General features: G+C 63.5%; 19 protein-coding genes and 1 tRNA gene. 11 read left to right on the forward strand and 9 right to left on the reverse strand.

What is annotated here, in order from left to right; translation table 11 throughout:
- Positions 1–286 precede the first annotated feature (286 nt).
- Positions 287–359: transfer RNA gene (locus ACUY3D_RS09330), tRNA-Thr, on the reverse strand.
- 186 nt (positions 360–545) lie between these two features.
- Here ACUY3D_RS09330 and thrE point away from each other — a divergent pair.
- From thrE to otsB, 5 genes are read left to right on the forward strand one after another with little or no spacing between them, the layout of a single operon-like run.
- Positions 546–2,222 (forward strand): threonine/serine exporter ThrE, encoded by a 1,677-nt coding sequence (gene thrE, locus ACUY3D_RS09335; RefSeq protein ID WP_070562474.1) that lies wholly within the window; start codon positions 546–548, stop codon positions 2,220–2,222.
- A gap of 50 nt (positions 2,223–2,272) precedes the next feature.
- The gene (locus tag ACUY3D_RS09340; protein ID WP_070522844.1) at positions 2,273–2,632 is read left to right on the forward strand and encodes a hypothetical protein; all 360 of its coding nucleotides are present in this window, start codon (positions 2,273–2,275) and stop codon (positions 2,630–2,632) included.
- A gap of 2 nt (positions 2,633–2,634) precedes the next feature.
- Complete coding sequence (locus ACUY3D_RS09345; RefSeq protein WP_144676657.1) at positions 2,635–4,056, forward strand: alpha,alpha-trehalose-phosphate synthase (UDP-forming); 1,422 nt, start codon at positions 2,635–2,637, stop codon at positions 4,054–4,056.
- Positions 4,053–4,577 (forward strand): hypothetical protein, encoded by a 525-nt coding sequence (locus tag ACUY3D_RS09350; protein ID WP_070522838.1) that lies wholly within the window; start codon positions 4,053–4,055, stop codon positions 4,575–4,577. The genes ACUY3D_RS09345 and ACUY3D_RS09350 overlap by 4 nt, the downstream gene beginning before the upstream one ends.
- A 31-nt stretch (positions 4,578–4,608) precedes the next feature.
- The gene (gene otsB, locus ACUY3D_RS09355; protein ID WP_448240956.1) at positions 4,609–5,352 is read left to right on the forward strand and encodes a trehalose-phosphatase; all 744 of its coding nucleotides are present in this window, start codon (positions 4,609–4,611) and stop codon (positions 5,350–5,352) included.
- Here otsB and ACUY3D_RS09360 read toward each other — a convergent pair.
- On the reverse strand, positions 5,349–6,434 hold the full coding sequence (locus ACUY3D_RS09360; protein ID WP_448240958.1) for a LacI family DNA-binding transcriptional regulator: 1,086 nt from the start codon (positions 6,432–6,434) through the stop codon (positions 5,349–5,351). The two genes, otsB and ACUY3D_RS09360, sit on opposite strands and share 4 nt — an antisense overlap.
- Before the next feature lie 71 nt (positions 6,435–6,505).
- On the opposite strand from ACUY3D_RS09360, the gene ACUY3D_RS09365 reads away from it, so the two are divergent.
- Genes ACUY3D_RS09365 through ACUY3D_RS09380 form a run of 4 tightly spaced genes read left to right on the forward strand, consistent with a single transcriptional unit; the run spans position 6,506 to position 10,063 of the window.
- Complete coding sequence (locus ACUY3D_RS09365) at positions 6,506–7,609, forward strand: metal ABC transporter solute-binding protein, Zn/Mn family (RefSeq protein ID WP_448240959.1); 1,104 nt, start codon at positions 6,506–6,508, stop codon at positions 7,607–7,609.
- The gene (locus ACUY3D_RS09370) at positions 7,610–8,311 is read left to right on the forward strand and encodes a metal ABC transporter ATP-binding protein (RefSeq protein WP_448240961.1); all 702 of its coding nucleotides are present in this window, start codon (positions 7,610–7,612) and stop codon (positions 8,309–8,311) included.
- Complete coding sequence (locus ACUY3D_RS09375) at positions 8,289–9,233, forward strand: metal ABC transporter permease (RefSeq protein WP_448240962.1); 945 nt, start codon at positions 8,289–8,291, stop codon at positions 9,231–9,233. Before ACUY3D_RS09370 ends, ACUY3D_RS09375 begins: the two co-directional genes overlap by 23 nt.
- An 11-nt stretch (positions 9,234–9,244) precedes the next feature.
- Complete coding sequence (locus ACUY3D_RS09380; protein ID WP_448240963.1) at positions 9,245–10,063, forward strand: CE1 family esterase; 819 nt, start codon at positions 9,245–9,247, stop codon at positions 10,061–10,063.
- A gap of 155 nt (positions 10,064–10,218) precedes the next feature.
- Here the strand turns inward: ACUY3D_RS09380 and rlmB are convergent, their stop codons facing one another.
- From rlmB to ACUY3D_RS09405, 5 genes are read right to left on the reverse strand one after another with little or no spacing between them, the layout of a single operon-like run.
- Positions 10,219–11,169, reverse strand: coding sequence for a 23S rRNA (guanosine(2251)-2'-O)-methyltransferase RlmB (rlmB, locus tag ACUY3D_RS09385; RefSeq protein WP_448240965.1), 951 nt, complete (start codon positions 11,167–11,169; stop codon positions 10,219–10,221).
- Positions 11,170–11,228: 59 nt separating this feature from the next.
- Positions 11,229–12,635, reverse strand: coding sequence for a cysteine--tRNA ligase (gene cysS, locus ACUY3D_RS09390; RefSeq protein ID WP_448240966.1), 1,407 nt, complete (start codon positions 12,633–12,635; stop codon positions 11,229–11,231).
- Positions 12,636–12,681: 46 nt separating this feature from the next.
- Entirely contained in the window at positions 12,682–13,164 is a 483-nt protein-coding gene (gene ispF / locus ACUY3D_RS09395; RefSeq protein WP_448240968.1) for a 2-C-methyl-D-erythritol 2,4-cyclodiphosphate synthase, read from the reverse strand.
- Entirely contained in the window at positions 13,157–13,918 is a 762-nt protein-coding gene (ispD, locus tag ACUY3D_RS09400; RefSeq protein WP_448241010.1) for a 2-C-methyl-D-erythritol 4-phosphate cytidylyltransferase, read from the reverse strand. The genes ispF and ispD overlap by 8 nt, the downstream gene beginning before the upstream one ends.
- Positions 13,890–14,474 (reverse strand): CarD family transcriptional regulator, encoded by a 585-nt coding sequence (locus tag ACUY3D_RS09405; RefSeq protein WP_070522798.1) that lies wholly within the window; start codon positions 14,472–14,474, stop codon positions 13,890–13,892. Before ACUY3D_RS09405 ends, ispD begins: the two co-directional genes overlap by 29 nt.
- A 288-nt stretch (positions 14,475–14,762) precedes the next feature.
- Between ACUY3D_RS09405 and ACUY3D_RS09410 the strand changes: the two genes are divergently transcribed.
- Entirely contained in the window at positions 14,763–15,338 is a 576-nt protein-coding gene (locus ACUY3D_RS09410) for a hypothetical protein (protein ID WP_070522795.1), read from the forward strand.
- A gap of 212 nt (positions 15,339–15,550) precedes the next feature.
- Positions 15,551–16,933, forward strand: a complete 1,383-nt coding sequence (gene radA, locus ACUY3D_RS09415; protein WP_448240969.1) for a DNA repair protein RadA — start codon at positions 15,551–15,553, stop codon at positions 16,931–16,933.
- Here the strand turns inward: radA and ACUY3D_RS09420 are convergent.
- Positions 16,920–17,672: a hypothetical protein gene (locus ACUY3D_RS09420; RefSeq protein ID WP_070522784.1), complete on the reverse strand. Its 753-nt coding sequence runs from the start codon at positions 17,670–17,672 to the stop codon at positions 16,920–16,922. The genes radA and ACUY3D_RS09420 overlap by 14 nt on opposite strands.
- 102 nt (positions 17,673–17,774) lie before the next feature.
- Positions 17,775–18,398, reverse strand: coding sequence for a carbonic anhydrase (locus ACUY3D_RS09425; RefSeq protein WP_070522781.1), 624 nt, complete (start codon positions 18,396–18,398; stop codon positions 17,775–17,777).
- Between the last annotated feature and the right edge of the window lie 3 nt (positions 18,399–18,401).

Below are 18,401 nucleotides of genomic sequence, written 5' to 3' on the forward strand. Positions count from 1 at the left end.
TCGACACTGCCTACAACCACTCTATGGGAATACGCAAAGGTCACATACGCTAAACCCCAACCCCCACCAACACAATCTGTCGTTTAACTCGACACGCCGGAAAACAACACGTTTTGTCGTTTAGGCCGAATCCGTGGCGCTCGCGATGGTGATAGCGAACGGCCTGTGGGTCCATGATCACCTCACCGAACGCCCCCTGCCACCGCAGCGACGCCGGGCGCTTATCGACGTCGCCCTAGGCCACCTCGCCGACTAAGAAAAATGGGCTTTAAAAAGGCCCTCTTTGAGCTGGAGACGAGACTTGAACTCGCAACCTACGCATTACAAGTGCGTTGCGCTACCAATTGCGCCACTCCAGCACCGCGGCTAATCCGCTAGAGGGCATCGTACCTGAGACCACCCCTCGGAAGGAAAGCCAGGGGGCTTGCGCTGCGAAAAAGCGGGTGCGAGGACCCCGAAAAGCACTGGCAGGTGCATAAATCGGCGGCAGTTACTAAAGTGCTGACTTACCGAACCCAGAAGTGTTGATGAGGTCTTTCTTTTCCGTGTCTGTTCTTTCTTCCTTGCGCCAGCGCCTGCTGTACCGTTCGGCCCCCGTCGCCACCATTGACGCCGCGAAGGCCGCACCACCGCCCTCCCCTCTTGCCCCGGTCGATCTCACCGACCCGGCCCAGGTCACGGGCGTCATGGAGATCGCCGCGCGCGTCGGGGAAATCCTGATTGCGGCTGGCTCCGCCAATACCGACGTCCAGGCGCAGATTCACCTCGTCGCATCCTCTTATGGTCTGCACTACTGTCACGTGTCCATCCTGATGAACACGATCACTATCCACACGGCTATCGGCACGGGCCCGGACCGGCGAAACCTCCACGTCTTCCGCGTGGCGCCGAGCATCGCTGTGGACTTCACCAAGCTGTCCGCCGTCGACCGCCTCATCCGCTCCATCCACTCCGGTGCCACGCCGCCGGCCATGGCGGAGAAGGTCCTGGATGATATCGACGCGATGAAGAACCCTTATTCCACGACCACCATCGTCAGCGCCTGGGGCGCCATGGGTGGGTTTATCGCCGTCATGCTCGGTGGTGATCTCCTCGTCGGCCTCATCACGTTCCTCATTTCGGCTCTCATCATGGGCACGAACATGTTCCTGGCCGGGTACCGCTTGCCGCCCTTCTATCAGAACCTCGTCGGCGGCCTGCTTGCCGTTGTCCCCGCGGCCATTCTCTACAACGTCTTCGCGGGTTTTGGTATCCACATTCTGCCTTCCCAGATCATCGGTTCGGGCATCATCGTGCTGGTGGCGGGACTGACCTTGGTGCAGTGCCTGGTGGACGGCATCACGCGCGCGCCCGTGACTTCCTCCGCCAAGTTCTTCGAGGCCCTCATGTCCACCGGCGCCATCATCGCCGGCGTGGGCCTGGGTATCCAGGTTGCCTCATGGGTGGGCTTTAGCCTGCCGCCGCTGGCGACGCTCGCGCCACCCGTCTATCACCAGATCCCGCTTCTGGTGCTGTGCGGCGGAATCGGCTCCGCCGCCTTCGCGTTGGCCTTGGGGGCATCGTGGTCGGAGGTCACCATCTCCGGGCTCACGGCGGCCGCCGGTATGGTTTTCTACTACTTCCTCGTCGTCTTTTTCGGCGTTGGCGCTGTCGTCGCCTCCGGATTCTCGGCCGTGGCGGTGGGCCTCGCGGGTGGTCTCCTTTCCCGCCGCTACATGATGCCACCGCTCATCACCATGATCGTGGGCTATACCCCCATGCTGCCGGGCCTGACCTTGTACCGCGGCATGTATGCCATGCTCAATGAACAGCTCATCACCGGCCTGACCAACCTGGCCAGCGCCCTTGCCATTTCCGGCGCGCTCGCCGCCGGCGTGGTCTTTGGTGAGCGCGTCGCCCGCCGCCTGCGCCGCCCGCAGTACTTCCGGCCTTATACCGCCTTCAAGCGCCTGGGAACCTTTTCCTTTTCACGGGCCACCCGTTTGGCGCAGCGAGCACGCATCCCCCGCGTCCCCATGTCCCCCTTCGCACCGCGCCACAACCTGCCGGCCCCGCCGCCGCAGTATGGCCCCAAGCCACCGACGCCCGCGCAGCAGGCGCGCTTCCAGCAGGGTGATGCCGTCACGGACATGTGGCCCGTCACCACGGAGTTTCCAGCGCAGCGCCCCACCTACACGGTGCCCGGCAAAGATGACCCGAGCGCCCCATCGGCGTCGCAATAGCGTAGAATAGCCGGTCTGAAAGCTTTCACACTTCATCCCAGGAGGACTCCGTGCCACCAAAGGTCACAGATACTCAGCCAGCGGCTGACCAGACTCATGCAGTAGAGGAAGAGACCGCCCGCTCCGCGCGCCGCGTCGTTGCCACCTATGCGGAGGATTTCCTTGACGGCGTGACTCTTATGTCGATGCTGGGCGTCGAACCGGAAGGCTTGGTGCACCGCAAGGTCTTGGCCGAGCAAGCCGATGCTGCTCCAAAGAAGTCCAGCAAGAAGTCAACGAAGAAGGCCTCCAAGAAGTCCAGCAAGAAGGCGACCAAGAAGGCTACGAAGAAAGCCTCAAAGAAGGCGACTAAGAAGAGCACCAAGAAGTCGACGAAGAAGGCGTCTAAAAAGTCCGCGAAGAAGGCCTAGCTATGTCCGGGCGCAGCAATAGCTTCTTAGTCGTGGCCAACCGCCTGCCGGTGGACCTCGAGACCTCCGCCGACGGCACCCGTGAATGGAAGGCCTCCCCCGGCGGTCTCGTCACCGCGCTTTCCCCTGTCTTGGAAGAACACCAGGGCTGTTGGGTGGGTTGGCCGGGCGTGGCCGACGAGGCCCCTGAGCCTTTCACCACCGACAACGGCGTCCTGCTTCACCCGGTACGCCTCACGCAAGAGGATTATGAAGCCTTCTACGAGGGCTTTTCCAATGCCACCCTGTGGCCGCTCTACCACGACCTCATCGTCACCCCCGTCTACAACCGCGATTGGTGGGATGCTTACCGCGAGGTCAACCTGCGTTTTGCCAACGAGGTAGCGGCTGTCGCCGCGGAGAATGCCACGGTGTGGGTTCAGGACTATCAGCTGCAGCTCGTGCCCGGCATCCTGCGCCAGCTGCGCCCCGATCTCACCATCGGCTTCTTCCTCCACATCCCTTTCCCCTCCCCGGATCTCTTCCGCCAGCTGCCGTGGCGTGAGGAGTTGGTGCGGGGGCTTCTCGACGCCAACCTGATCGGCTTCCACCTCGAATCCAACGCCCGCAATTTCCTAGAGCTCGCCCGCACCCAGGGCCTGAAGGTCGAAGGTGAAGTGAGCACCCGCGCGGTCACCGCGCGCATCGTGACCAGTAGTGGGCATTCCGTCGGAATCGGTGCCTTTCCCATCTCCATTGCGGCGGGTGAGTTCGCTGAAGGCGGTGATGCGGGGGACATCGCCCAGCTACGTGCGGAGTTGGGTAACCCCACGCACGTCATTTTGGGAGTCGACCGCCTCGACTACACAAAGGGCATCCTGCAGCGTCTTACTGCCTTCGAGGAGCTCCTCGAAACCGGGGCGCTGGACCCAGACGAGGTGACCTTCGTGCAGCTGGCCACGCCCTCACGCGAGCGCATCGACCACTACCGCGCCACGCGCTCGAAGGTGGAGGAAGCCGTAGGCCGCATCAATGGGCGCTTCGGGCGCCTCGGTGCGCCGGTGGTGCACTACCAGCACAGCTCCGTCCCGAAGGAGGTCCTGCGCCGCTACTACAGGCTCGCGGACATCATGCTGGTCACGCCCTTCAAGGATGGAATGAACCTCGTAGCCAAGGAATACGTGGCCTCCCACGGCGATGGCTCCGGCGCGCTCGTACTCTCCGAGTTCGCAGGTGCGGCGGCAGAGCTTACTCAAGCTAACCTGTGCAACCCCTTCGACATCGAATCCATCAAGCGCGCCCTGCTCTCCGCGGTTAAGGCACTGGAGGAATCTCCTGAGACCATGCGCGAGCGCATGACTGCCATGAACGAGCAGGTGCGCAAGCATGATATCGCTTTGTGGTCGCAGTCCTTCCTCGGCGCGTTGGATCAGGAGGAAGCATGATGCGGCGCCGCCCCGCCGCAGCGCTCACCGCTGTGCTCACCTCGGCGCTGCTCGCAAGTGGCCTCACCGGGTGCGGCTCCGCGGATGAGGAGCCCACGCCGCGCGGCGATGATCGCATCGTGGGCAAGGATTGGCAGGTCATCAACCTTTATACCTCCCCGGACGCGCCATCCTCCCTCCCAGCCGATACCGCGCAAGTGCCGCACATGAGTTTCGGTGAGCACACTGCCGTGGGCTCGACCGGCTGCGTCCCCTTCACCGCCGAGGTCTCCTTCCACAAAGGGAACAAGGCCTCCACGATCTGGGAGGGTGACGTGATGAGGGTAGAAAAAGCCACCTACGAGAGCCCACCGAACGGTGAAGACTGCGAGGGCTCGGTCAGGTGGGCCGATTCGCTCATGCGCAACCTCATCGCCGAAGGCCATGAATTCGACTTTGCGCTTAACCCCAACAACCAACTCGTATTGACGCTGCGCACCGACAAAGTGGATTCACCGATCATCCGGATGGCTTCGCTGTAGCCCTGAAGTTTTCAGCGCTAGGGTGGGGAGCATGATTGATGCTCTCGCCTCCACTGAACACCTCGCGGTTGTGTCCGATTTTGATGGCACCTTAGCGGGCTTCGCGCGCAACGCGTATGACGTAAAGCCGGAGCAGCGCTCACTCGACGCCCTGGCCACCCTAGCGGAGCTCCCGAACACCACCGCCGCGGTACTCTCCGGTCGGCATCTCGAAGGCTTAAAGCGGGTTTGCCCGCTGCGTGAACCGGTACTTTTGGGCGGCTCGCATGGCGCAGAGTCCTCTTGGGAGGATTCCGCCCTCACTCCGGAGATGGAAGCTCACCTGGCGAAGAAAGAAGCAGAACTCAAAGAAATCATCGCGCGCCACCCCGGCGCGGAACTGGAGGTCAAACCCTTCCAGCGCGTGCTGCACCTGCGGACGCTAGAGTTGCAGGATCCTGACGCGGCGGCCGCGGCCTATGCAGAAGGCGAGGCTCTCAGCGCCGATGGCTTCCCTAAGACTGCGGGCAAGTGCGTCGTCGAATTTTCCGCTACGCAGGCCACGAAAGGCACGTGGCTTGAGAAGCTTCGCCAGCGCGTCGGCGCCACAGCGGTGGTCTTTTTAGGGGATGACACCACCGACGAAGACGGCTTCGCCATGCTCAACCAACCGCCGGACCTCGGCGTCAAGGTCGGTGAGGGCGCAACGCAAGCGGCGCTACGCGTGCCCGATATCGCGGCGGTGACGGAGTTCCTCGAAGAACTCGCGTCCGCCCGCGCGCAGCACAGCTCTTAAGCCCCAGCCGAGGCCACCGTGCGCCCGGGGTGGAACGTCGTCGGAAGCAGAGTGCGCGGCGCACCACCGTCGCCTTCAATGAGGCCTGCCAGCATGCGCCCGGCCGCCGCTCCCTTCTCCTTATTCGGCTGGACGACGGTGCTCAGCCCCAGCGCTAGGGCTGGCGCAATGCCGTCGAATCCGGTGACGGAAAGCTGCTGGGGAACAGCGGTTCCATGATCGCGGGCATAAGCTATCACGCCGAGCGCCATCGAGTCCGTCGTGCACAGCACCGCGGTGAGTTCGGGGTGGGCGCTCAGCAACTCTTCGGCTGCCGCATAGGCGGTGCGCGGGTCGTTGATGTGGCGCGTCACCACGGGGATATCTGAAGGATCGAGGCCCGCCTGCGCGAAGACGTCCAGCGCCCCCAGCACGCGCGAGCGCTGGACGTGCATGTCCGCCGCGGCGAGCTGTTCGGCCGTCACTTCGCCGTCGAGGCGCTCACGGTGCAGGCGGATGGTGAGGATGCCGATGCGGGTATGGGAGGCGTCGACAAGCGCCTGCGCCGCCGGGGCGATCGCGGCGCGGTCGTCGATGCCCACGAAGGGCAGGCCCGAATCCGTGGGCTGGTCGCACACCACCACCGGCAAGCCGCGGCGGCGCACGGCCTCCAGATAAGCATCACCCGCCGCCACGGAATAGACCACGAAGCCATCGACCGCGGCCGAGCCCACGAGCTGCGCCGCCTGCGTATCGTTGGGGGCGCCTACGGTATCCGGGCCGGCGGGGATCAAGGTAAGGGTCGTGCTCGCCCCGGCTGAAGCCTCCGCCATGCCGGCCAGGAAATCCACGGAAGCCATGTCCTCGAAGGCATAGGACAGGTGCTCAGTCAGCAACACCCCCAGTGAGCCCTGGCGGCGCGTGCGCAGGCTACGCGCGGTGGGATCCGGGCCGGTGTAGCCACGCTCCGCCGCGGCAGCGAGGATGCGCTCGCGGGTGGCAGGCGCCAGCTGGTCCGGGCGGTTATACGCGTTGGACACCGTGGTGGGCGAAACCCCGAGTTCGGCGGCCAGGGAGGCCAGCGTCGTGCTGCGTTTGGACATGACGGTAACACTACCCGTTTTCAATCCATTATCATTTGACAACAATTTTCACTAAACGTAGAAATAGGGACATGACCACTTCCCACTCACGCCGTGCTTTCCGACGTCCCACCGCTCTCCTCTTCGCCGCCACCCTGGGTGCCGCAGCGCTGAGCGCCTGCTCCTCCGGTGATGACAACGCCGCCGGCGGCTCGGATGCCGGATCCGACAAGGAGACCATCCACGTTGTGGCCTCGACCTCCATCTGGGCCGACGTTGCCCAGGCCGTCGTCGATACCGCACAGACCGACGTCAACATCGACGTCCACCCCATCGTGAGTGGCAACGGTGTGGACCCCCATCACTTCGAGCCCACCGCGGCCGACATCGCGCGCGCTAACGACGCCGACGTCATCATCGCCGGTGGCGGCGGCTACGACGCATGGCTCTACCAGGCGGTCAAGAACCAGGACGAGATCATTCACGCCCTGCCGCTGACCGCGCATGACCATGGCGATCATGATCATGGAGAAGAACACGACCATGCGCACGAGGAACACGCGCATGACCACGACGAACATGGTCATGACGAGCATGACCATGGAGAAGGTCATGATCATGACCACGCTCACGAAGGCGAAACCGTGACCATGGATGAGGCCAAGAAGATCGCCGCCGAGCACCCCGAGCAGATCACCAACATCGATGGCAACGAGCACGTGTGGTACGACGCCGCGGCCATCGAAAAGGTAGCGACCGACGTAGCCAATCTCGTTAACGAGGCCAACCCGGAGGCCAAGGCCACCGCCGATCCTCTGGTCGAGCGCGTGGAGGGCCTGAAGGCACGCATCGAGAAGCTGCCTCAGCACAACTACGCGCAGACCGAGCCCATCGCGGACTACATCTTCAAATACACCGAGAGCACCGACGCCACCCCGGAGGGCTACCGCAAGGCCACCGTTGCTGAAGGCGAGCCCACCGCCGCTGACCTGGCGCACTTCCTCGAGGACATCAAGCAGGACAAGATCGACCTGCTCATCTTTAACCCGCAGACCGAAACCGACATGACCAAGCGCATTCGCACCGCCGCCGAGGACAAGAACATCCCGGTCGTCGAAATCGGTGAAACCCCGCCGGAGAAGACCAACTTCCTCGAATACTATGAAGAAGTCGTAAACGCACTCGAGGCTGCATAAGTGCTCATTTCCTTTAAAAATGCCGCAGTAGAACCACTGTGGTCGAACATGAACCTCGCCGTAGACCGCGGCGAGTTCATCGCCGTTTTAGGCCCCAACGGCGTGGGCAAATCCACGCTGCTGGGAACTATCCTGGGCACCCGCCAGCTCACCGCGGGCAGCGTGGACGTCGCGTGCCGCGTGGGCTTTATCCCCCAACAAAGAATGTTCCCCCAGGACCTGCCCCTGCGCGCCCGGGATCTGGTGTCGCTGTCCCTCGCCCACGGCACGCTGCGCAACCGGCGCCCTGCCCGGGGACGCGTCGATGAACTCCTCGCCGAGGTCGGCGCCACCGGAATTGCCAACCGCCGCGTGGGCCAGCTCTCCGGCGGCCAGCAGCAGCTCATCCGCCAGGCGCAAGCCCTCGCCAACGACCCAGAACTCATCCTTGCCGATGAGCCGCTGCTGTCGCTGGACCCGGGAAGGCAGCAGGCGACCGTCGAGAAGCTCGACGCCTGGCGCCACGAGCGCGGCACCTCCATCCTCTTCGTCACCCACGGCATCAATCCCGTGCTGGGTGTGGTGGACAAGGTGCTCTACCTCGCGCCCAACGGGCACATGTTCGGCACGGTGGATGAGGTCATGCGCTCGGAGGTGCTCTCGGAACTCTATGGCTCATCCGTGACCGTCCTCAACGTCGATGGGAGGCTCATCGTTGTCTAAGTTCATCGAGGACACCCAGTACCTGCTGGGTGTTGATTTCGTGCAATCCTCGCTCATCGCCTGCGCGCTGCTCGGAATCCTCTCCGGGGTGATGACCTCACTCATCGTCCTGCGCCAGATGTCCTTCTCCGTGCACGCCACCTCTGAGCTCGCTCTTATGGGCGCGGCCGCGGCTTTGCTGTTCGGCCTCAACATCGGCTTCGGCGCGATCGCCGGCGCCATCGTCGCCGCCATCATCCTGGCGGTGCTGGGATTGAAAGGCCAACAAGACAGTGCCATCGGCGTGGTCATGAGCTTCGGCCTGGGCCTCTCGGTGCTCTTTTTGCACCTCTACCCCGGCAACGCCAAAACCGCGATGACGCTCCTGACGGGACAGATCGTTGGCGTCTCCTCCGCTTCGGTGTGGCTGCTCGCCGCCACGACCGCCATCATCGTTGCCGTGGTGGCGTTGTTCTGGCGCCCGCTGCTTTTCGCCTCTGCGGATCCCGTCATGGCCCAAGCCGCCGGCGTGCCGGTGAAGTCCCTGGCGGTCTGCTTCGCCATCCTCGTGGGCCTGACGGCCGCGCAGTCCGTGCAGATCGTCGGTTCCCTACTCGTCATGGCGTTGCTCATCACCCCGGGCGCAGCGGCGGTACAGATTACCTCCTCCCCGTTGCGCGCGGTGGTGTGGTCCACCATCTTCGCGGAAGTCTCCGCCGTGGGCGGCTTCCTGCTCTCCCTGGCACCGGGCCTGCCGGTGTCGGTGTTCGTGACCACGATTTCCTTCATCATCTACCTGGCATGCCGGCTCATCGGCTGGCTGCGCGGGCGCACCGCGGTGCGCGATGACATCGCCGCCGCACGCTTCCACCGCGCGAATAAAGCGTCCGGCGAAGAACATCACACCAGCACCCACGACGAGCACTGCGCGCACACCGACTAAACTGGCTGCCCGTGAAAGAATCCCTGGAACTCGATGGCCGCACCCGCACGTTTATTACCGTGGAGCCCCCTGAGCCAGGCGGGGATCTGATCCTTTTCTTCCACGGCTCGCTGCAATCGGGCAGCGTCATGCGGAGGTTTACGGCCAATACTTTCGATGAGATGGCCGAGCGCACCGGCCGCGTCATCATCTACCCGGAGGGCGTGGACCGCCACTTCAACGATGCTCGCGGCACATTACCCGTGAAGGCCCGCGAACTCGGCGTCGATGACGTCGCCTTTGCCCGCGCCCTCGTGGAGCGGGCCCAGCAGCGCTACGGCACACAGCGCACGTTTGCCTGCGGCTACTCCAACGGTGGGCAGATGGTGCTGCGCTTGCTTTTCGACGCCCCCGGGCTTCTCGACGCCGCCTGCATCTTCGCCTCCACCCTCGGTTCCGGTTCCAACCACGCGCCGAGCAACCCGGACTCGGCCTACCTGCCCACCCCGGTGCTGCTCATGCACGGAACCGCTGATCCGCTTGCGCCCTATGAGGGCGGCGTGGCTGGGCTCGATGCGACTCGCACGCGTGGAAAAGTGACTTCGGCGCCATGGACGGCCGCGCGCCTGGCACAGCTCAACGGGCTATCCGGAGAGCCACAGCTGGCCCGCCCCTACGAGTCAGTGACCACGCAAACCTGGGCTGGCGACAACCCCGTGGAGCTGTGGACGATGGAAGGCACCGGACACGTCATACCATCCGGCAACCAACTTGATGCGCGCCTGGGCCCCAATACGGATGCCTTCCTGGCAGCCGATGTGGTGGAGGGCTTCTTCGCCCGCGTTTCTTAGCCGTAGAGTCCAAACACGGCCACAACTGCCCTTGTTGCCAAAGTTCCGGCCAGATCTTGAATCAGCGGCCATAACTTTGGCAGAACGGGCACTATCTTTCTTGCGCGGGGCATGGGGCCCGCGCGGCGTCCTTAGATTGCGCGGCGCCTAAAGCATCATTCATGCCGCGCGCGACGCTGGCGGGCGAACTCCGAAAGGACCGCACCTGCCGCCACGGAGGCGTTGAGGGATTCAACCCAGTCGGTCATGGGGATGGACATGATGGCATCGCAGTTCTCGCGGACGAGGCGCGAGATGCCCTTGCCCTCAGAGCCGATGACGATGACGACGGGGTCAGTGCCGCCGTTGTAGGTGTCGAGCGTGTGCTCGCCTCCCGCATCGAGGCCGACGACCTGGTAGCCAGCCTTCTGGAACTCCTGAACCGTGCGGGTCACGTTGGTCACGCGAGCTACTGGCAGGCGCGCGGCAGTGCCTGCCGAGGTACGCCAGGTCACCGCGGTAACGGAGGCCGAGCGACGCTCCGGAATGATGACGCCATGGCCGCCAAAAGCGGCAACGGAGCGGATGACCGCGCCGAGGTTGCGGGGGTCGGTGATGTTATCGAGGATGACGAACATGCCCGGTTCCTGGGCATCGCGTGCGCGATCCATCAGGTCATGGACGTCGGCATACTTATATGGCGGGATCTGCAGGCCAATGCCCTGATGCATGCCGTTGCCGGTCATGCGGTCCATCTCGTGGCGCTGGACCTCAAGAATCGGGATGTTGCGGGTATTGCACATGGCTACGGCCTCAGACAGGCGGGCGTCGTTGCGCGTTCCCTGCACAATGTAGAGCGACGTTGCCGGAACCTTAGCGTGGAGGCACTCGATGACCGGGTTGCGGCCGACGACCATCTCCGCGGTCTCCTTGTGGTGGCGGCCCGAGTTGCGGCGTTCGCGCTCCAGCTTCGCCTTGTGCTTGGCGTGGTAGACGCGGTCCTCCGCCTTCGGCGTGGGCCCCTTGCCGGCTAGGCCCTTGCGGCGCTGACCGCCAGAGCCCTTCGTAGCGCCCTTCTTATTCGTCTTGCGGATACCTGCGCCGCCGCGGCCATGGGTACGTGCCATAATTCTTCTCCTTATGTTGTCCTCGGCTTCTGTGCTGTCCTAGGCCTTTGCCAAGGACGTTAATCCGCCAAGGACCAGGTGGGGCCGTCGGCGGTGTCGGTGATGGTAATACCCGCGGCTGCAAGGCGGTCGCGCACAGCGTCCGCAGTAGCCCAATCCTTTTCTGCGCGGGCGGTAGTGCGACGCTCCAACTCGGCTCGGACGAGGACGTCCAATGCCGCATCAGCGCCGCTTTCTTCGCCACTATCTTTCCACTGTTCATCGAGTGGATCAAAGCCAAGAACCGCAGCCATGACGCGCACCGCCCCGGCAAGGCGCTCGGCTTCCTCACGGTTGCCTTCTCCCAGCGCCTTATTGCCCGCGCGCACCGTGGTGTGGATTTCCGCCAGCGCCTTCGGGACAGCAATGTCATCGTTCATTGCGTCCTCGAAGGCCGCGGTCCACTGGCCCTTCTCGACGCCCTCGAACTTGCCCACAAAGTCCTCAATACGACGGTAGCCCGCCGCGGCCTCGGTCAGCGCTGCCTCAGAGTATTCGAGGACCGAACGGTAGTGCGCGGAACCCAGGTAGTAGCGCAGCTCCACCGGGCGGACGATCTCCAGCATGTTGGCAATGGAGAGCACGTTACCCAGGGACTTCGACATCTTCTCACCGGCCATGGTGACCCAGTGGTTGTGCATCCAGTAGTTGGCGAACTTGTCACCCGCCGCGTGGGACTGCGCAATCTCGTTCTCGTGGTGCGGGAACTGCAGGTCCAAGCCACCGCAGTGGATATCGAACTCGCCGCCTAGGTAGTAGGTCGACATGGCCGAGCACTCAAGGTGCCAGCCCGGGCGGCCCTTGCCCCACGGTGTGGGCCAGGACGGTTCGCCCGGCTTAGCCGCCTTCCACAGCGCGAAGTCCTGCGGGCTGCGCTTGCCCGCGGCATCCGACTCGCCCTGCTCCATATCCTCGACGCGGTTGCCAGACAACGCGCCATAGTCCGAGCCTTCCGTGGCATTCCACGCGGCGACATCGAAGTAGACGGAGCCTGCACCATCTTCGCCAGGCACGGAATACGCGAAGCCGGCGTCGATAAGCCGCTGCATGTATTCCACCATCTGCGTCACAAAACCCGTCGCGCGCGGCTCCACAGAGGGCGGCAGAACGCCCAGGGTGTTATAGGCCTTGGTGAACTCGCGCTCATAGGTGGATACCCACTCCCACCAAGGGCGGTTATTCTCGGCTGCCTTGGTGAGGATCTTGTCATCGATATCGGTGACGTTGCGCACCAAGGCCACGTCATAGCCCTGCGCAAGCAGCCAGCGGCGCAGGATATCGAAGGCAACGCCGGAGCGCAGGTGCCCAATGTGCGGCTGGGACTGCGGGGTGGCACCACACAGGTAGATCGACGCATGGCCGGGACGAACCGGCTCGAACTCACGTTGGCTGCGGGTGGCGGTATCAAAAATGCGCAAAGTACTCACCTGGCCTAGTCTAATTGACTCATCCAGCCGGCAAGTTCAGGACGCCTTAGGCGCGCCAGACTACGGCAGTCGCCACGGCTGCTCGGCCCTCCTTGCGGCCGGTGAAGCCAAGGTGATCCGTCGTCGTGGCCGAAACGGACACAGGGGCACCAAGGATTTCGCTCAGCACGGACTCGGCTTCTTTGCGCCGCGGGCCCATCTTAGGGCTCTGGCCAACCAGTTGTGCCGCGGCGTTGCCGATAATGAAACCTTCCTTCTCCAACAACTCGCGGCACTCACGCAGCAGCTGGGCACCTGAGACCCCGTCGTACTCTGGCCGGCCCACGCCGACGAAGGAGCCGAGGTCGCCGAGGTTGGAGGCGGAGAGCAAGGCGTCGACAAGCGCGTGGCTCACCACGTCACCATCGGAATGGCCCTCGCAGCCATCCACGTCGTCGAAGAGTAGGCCTGCAATCCAGCAGGGCTTTCCGGGCTCGATCTGGTGGGCGTCGGTGGCGATTCCCACGCGCGGGATAATCGGGTTAGTCACTAGGCACCTCGAAGATGGTCGGTTCGGCCTCATCCGTCACGGCCTTGGCCAGGACGAGGTCGATGGGGGTGGTGATCTTGAAGGCGAAGGTATCTCCCTGCACGGTCTCCACGCGCTCGCCGTGCCATTCCATGAGGCTGGCGTCATCGGTGGCGACGAAGTCAGGGTCCTGCGCCCAATAGTCTAGGTTGGCGCGGCGCAGCGCGGCCAAGTTAAAACCCTGCGGCGTCTGCACGGCGCGCAGACGGGAACGGTCCGGGGTGGACAGGACCGTGGTCCCCTCCACCTCTTTGATGGTGTCTGCCACGGGAAGGACCGGGATGACTGCGGTGGCACCGTCGAGCACGCGCTTGGCGACGCGCGCGATCATCCCCGGCGGCGTCAATGCCCGGGCTGCGTCGTGGATGAGCACCACGGCGTCCTCCTCCGGGATTGCTTGCAATCCCGCCCAGACGGAATCGGCGCGCTCGCCCGCGCCGTGGACGATGCGAATGGGCACGTCAGAATCGATGCGGTTAAGGATGCTGGAGGCATAACCCTCCATGGCCGGGCTGACCAGCACGATGATCTCATCGACGAATTCCGAGGTGATCATCGCCCGGACGGAGCGCTCCAGGAGGGTGCGCCCGCGCAGCTCTACGTAGGCCTTGGGAACGTCTGCGCCGAGGCGCGTTCCCTGACCAGCAGCCGCGACGAGAGCAATGACGCGGGGGGTGGGCTGGTCCTTAGTCTTCGTCGTCGAAGGAGAGGTCATCGAGATCGACGTCATTGTCAATGTCGGTGGTAATGGACTTGTCATCCACCAGGCCAGCGGCGCGGTGACGCTCGATGGTGGCGTTGATTTCCTCCATCATGGTGTCAGCCTTCTTCTCATCAACCGGCTTGGCCAGGGAGAGCTCACCGACCAGAATCTGGCGGGCCTTGGCCAGCATGCGCTTCTCACCAGCGGACAGGCCACGGTCCTGGTCGCGGCGCCACAGGTCACGCACAACCTCGGCCACCTTGTTGATGTCGCCGGAGGCGAGGCGCTCCTGGTTGGCCTTGTAGCGGCGGGACCAGTTGCCGGCTTCCTCAACGTCTACTTCGCGCAGAACGGAGAAGACCTTCTCGAGGCCTTCCTTGCCCACGACATCACGCACGCCGACCATCTCAACGTTCTTGGAAGGCACACGGACCACGAGGTCGGACTGGTTGATTTGGAGAACGAGGTATTCGAGCTCCTCGCCGCCCATCTCCCGGGTTTCAATCGCCGTAATTTTGGCGGCGCCGTGGTGGGGGTAGACGACGACCTCTCCGACCTTAAATTCCATTGCCACTCCTTGTGAAGCCTTTGAGACGGTGCCCATCGTGTGCTCTCGGCGTACTCTCGGTGGGCCGCATATACAGGGAATCTATTCTAGCACGCAGCCATCGTGCCCCGCTCCCCCGCCCGGGTACCGCCTGCCCGCCGCTTTACACCACGGTGACGCCCTATAGAAAGCTCGGCTACCCCCGGTCTACCCAAGGGGTTTGCTGGAAACTGTGTGCTTTCTTCCCAGAGGTACTAGGCTAAAGCGTTGATAAGCTTTGTGATCGCAATTCAATGGAGGACACTCACAGTGCAGTCCCTGAAGTCCGCCGCTCGCTGCGGTGCCATCATGTCAGTTACCGCCCTCTCCGCGCTGGCCTTGGCGTCCTGCTCGGCCGGTCATGTTGCTCAGACCGCGGAAAAGGTGATTGCTGTCGACGGCGCATCCGCAAGCTCCGAAGATGGAAAGGTGGCCGTGCGTGACGTCACCATTCAGGTTGAGCCGGACACCGGTGAGACCTCCCTCAAGTTCGTCGCCGTCAACCAGGGCTACAAGGTCAACGACGTCGTTCTCGAGTCCGTCAGCGTCGACGGCCAGGATGTTCCTCTGGAGGGCGTCGAGCCGCTCCCCCGCGATCATTCCCTCTTTGCTGATTCCCAGACGAACCTGGACCGCCTCCCCAAGGACGGCAAGGATGAGAACATCACTTATGTGACCACCTCCCTGGAGAACGAGGACTACGCCTTCGGCGGCTCCCGCCCGGTGACCTTCACCTTCAACACCGGCACCATTGAGGTTGACGCCACCGTGTCCGCCTCCCCGCTGCAGTCCGGCGACTTCGACCGCGACCCGCAGTCCACCGAGGGCTACGCTGAGAACAAGTAAGCCTTTTCCTCATAACGCAACCGCCCCAGCTGCCAAAGTTTCCCCGGATCATCGAGGCCGAATCACGGGCTGCAACTTCGTCAGTTGGGGCGGTTACTTTGTTCGTTTTTCTATCGCGCTAAGGGATGGAAGAAAACGCAGCCCGTCCCGCATAACCTGCGCCGTCCTGCAGACTGACATCAATGTCCGCGCGGCTTACTAGAGTGTGAGACATGGCAAAAAAGGTTCGTCCCGTCCACACGTGTTCTGAGTGTGGCTTCGTCTCCCCCAAGTGGCTTGGCCGCTGCCCTGAGTGCGGCTCGTGGGGGACGCTGCAGGAAACCGCGGCAGCCCAAAGCAGTACCGCTGCTCAGGCTGCAGTATCTGGGCGGCGCCCCACAGGCTTGACGCCGACGAGCCCGGCGGTGCCGATAACGACGGTCGGCGCGTCAGCGACGAAGGCCATCAATACCGGCATCGGGGAGCTTGACCGCGTTCTCGGCCGCGGCATCGTCCCTGGTTCGGTCGTGCTCATGGCGGGAGAGCCGGGAGTCGGCAAATCCACTCTGCTGCTGGAGGTAGCCTCCCGCTGGGCACAGTTGGGCCGCACTGCCCTGTACGCCACCGCGGAGGAATCCGCCGGGCAGGTTCGCGCCCGCGCGGAGCGCACCGGGGCGCTGCATGAGACGCTCTACCTTGCGGCCGAGTCAAACCTGGACGTCGTCTTTGGCCATGTAGAGCAGCTTAAGCCCAGCCTGCTCATCGTGGACTCCGTCCAAACCATGCACGCCGCCGGGGTCGAAGGCGTCGCTGGCGGCGTAGCACAGTCACGCGCTGTGACCGCAGCGCTGACCACGCTAGCCAAAACCACCGGCATCCCCATCCTCCTCGTCGGGCACGTGACCAAGGACGGCAACGTCGCCGGACCACGCGTGCTCGAGCACCTCGTGGACGTTGTCTTGAACTTTGAAGGTGACCGCCAATCCTCACTGCGGCTGCTTCGCGGCCTGAAGAACCGCTTTGGCGCTACCGATGAGATGGGTTGCTTCGAACAGACAGCGGCCGGAATCAGGGAGGTCGCGGATCCTTCCGGGCTCTTTCTTTCCCACCGCGGCAGCACCCCGGATGGCTCCGCGGTGACCGTCGCCATGGATGGTGTGCGTCCCATCTTGGCCGAGGTACAAGCGTTGACTGTCGATCCCGTGGCCAAGAACCCGCGGCGCGTGGTGACGGGGCTCGACGCCAACCGCGTCCCCATGGTGCTCGCGGTGCTGCAGGCCCGCGCGGGCGAGCGCACCAACGATAAGGACGCCTACGTGGCCACGGTGGGAGGAATGAAGATTCAGGAACCAGCCACGGATCTTGCCGTAGCACTCGCCACGTGGTCCTCCTTGCATGAGCAACCACTTCCGCCGAAGACCGTTGTCATCGGGGAAGTCGGCCTCGCCGGCGAGGTGCGCCGTGTGCCGAACCTAGACCGCCGCTTGGCAGAAGCGTCCCGTTTGGGTTACCGCTACGCCATCGTCCCGCCCGGAAAGGTAGAGATCGGCGGCGGCATGCAGGTGCGCCAAGCCGCAACGCTGAGCGAGGCGATTGCAGCGCTTAAAGCAAGTTAAACGGCAACGCTGGGGAGTAGTTTTCCCCGATGACGGTATGCAGGAAGTAAGCACCCGGCTCGGCTTCCTCACGCTCGGTACACTTGCCCGGTTCGGAGCGCTTACGGGACCAATCCGCCTGGAAGTAGCGGGTCTCACCGGACTTGAAGGTCTGCTTGCCGGTTTCTACAGAGGCATAGCAGTCAGTATCGGCCCACACGCGCTCGTTAGAGCCCATCTTGTAAACCTCAAAGCGCAGCTGCTCTTCATCGAGGTCGATGGAGCAATCCTTTGTCGTCGGGTTAAAAACCTCCAGGTAGAAGGTCGGCATCTTACCGGCCGGGACGCTGTCCTCATTGGTCTTAGCCAGCACCTTGAGGTCCTGGAGGGAGCACGTCGTCTTGGACGGGTCCACGGTCAGCTCATCCGGCTTCGCCTCTGACGTTGGTTCTTCCTTGCCGGACTCGCCCGCCTCGGATTTCGCCGGTTCCGTCGAACCCGTCGCTTCGGCGGATTCCTTGGCTGAGGTGGGCTCCGTCGTTTCCGCTGCGGAGGTTGTTTTTTCCGAAGGTGCCAAGGTATCCGAAACCGCTGCCTGCTGCGACTCGGCCGCCGAGTCCTCCTTCGAACCGCCAAAGAGCGCGGTAGCAGCGAAGATAAGAACAACCACGAGTACCAAGATCGCCACGAGTGCGGCGACGCGACGACGCACGTAGATCTCTCGCGGCAGCTGCTTCGGGGTACGGGATGGCTCAGTCACAGGTCTTAGTTTAAGGGGACTCGAGCCCAACCCGGGCCAGCCCCAAGCCGCGTGTCTTGAGCAGCGGCTTCTACGCGCTTGGGGCCCGCCCAGCGCCCAGGGCTAATGAACTCCGTGCAGGACGACGGTTTCCACGCTGGAATCCTCAAGGAGGTAGCGCAGGCCGACGATGCCGAGCGTTCCGGCGTCGAGAAGCCGGCGTGCAGCCGGAATATCGGAGATGATCTGGGAAACCACCTGCGCGGTGTTTTCGCGCTCGAAGTCAGCGCGCTCTTCGCGGCCATCACGCTTGGCCACCATCGAGGCCGCGGCAACTTGCTCGATGATCGGGCGCTGCAGGCCCGTGGGCAATTCGCCACCATCCAGGAAGTCCTTGGCCGCGCCCACTGCGCCGCAGGACTGATGTCCCATGACAACGAGCAGGTTGGCGTGGAGGTTTTCTAAGGCATAATCCAGCGAGGCCATCACCGCGCTGTCCAAAATGTGGCCCGCGGTACGGATGACGAAGGCATCGCCGAAACCAATGTTGAACACGTGCTCGATCGGCGCGCGGGAGTCCGAGCAGGCCAATACGATGACGCGCGGATCCTGGCCCTGGGTCAGGCCAGCGCGCAGCTTCGCGTCCTGGTTAACGGCGATGAGGTTGCCCGTAACGAGGCGTTGATTACCTTGCTGGAGGGCTTCCCACACTTTCTGTGGATTTTGAGGAACTTTTGCTAAAGGCATGTT

The sequence above is a fragment of the Corynebacterium guaraldiae genome (assembly GCF_053480195.1).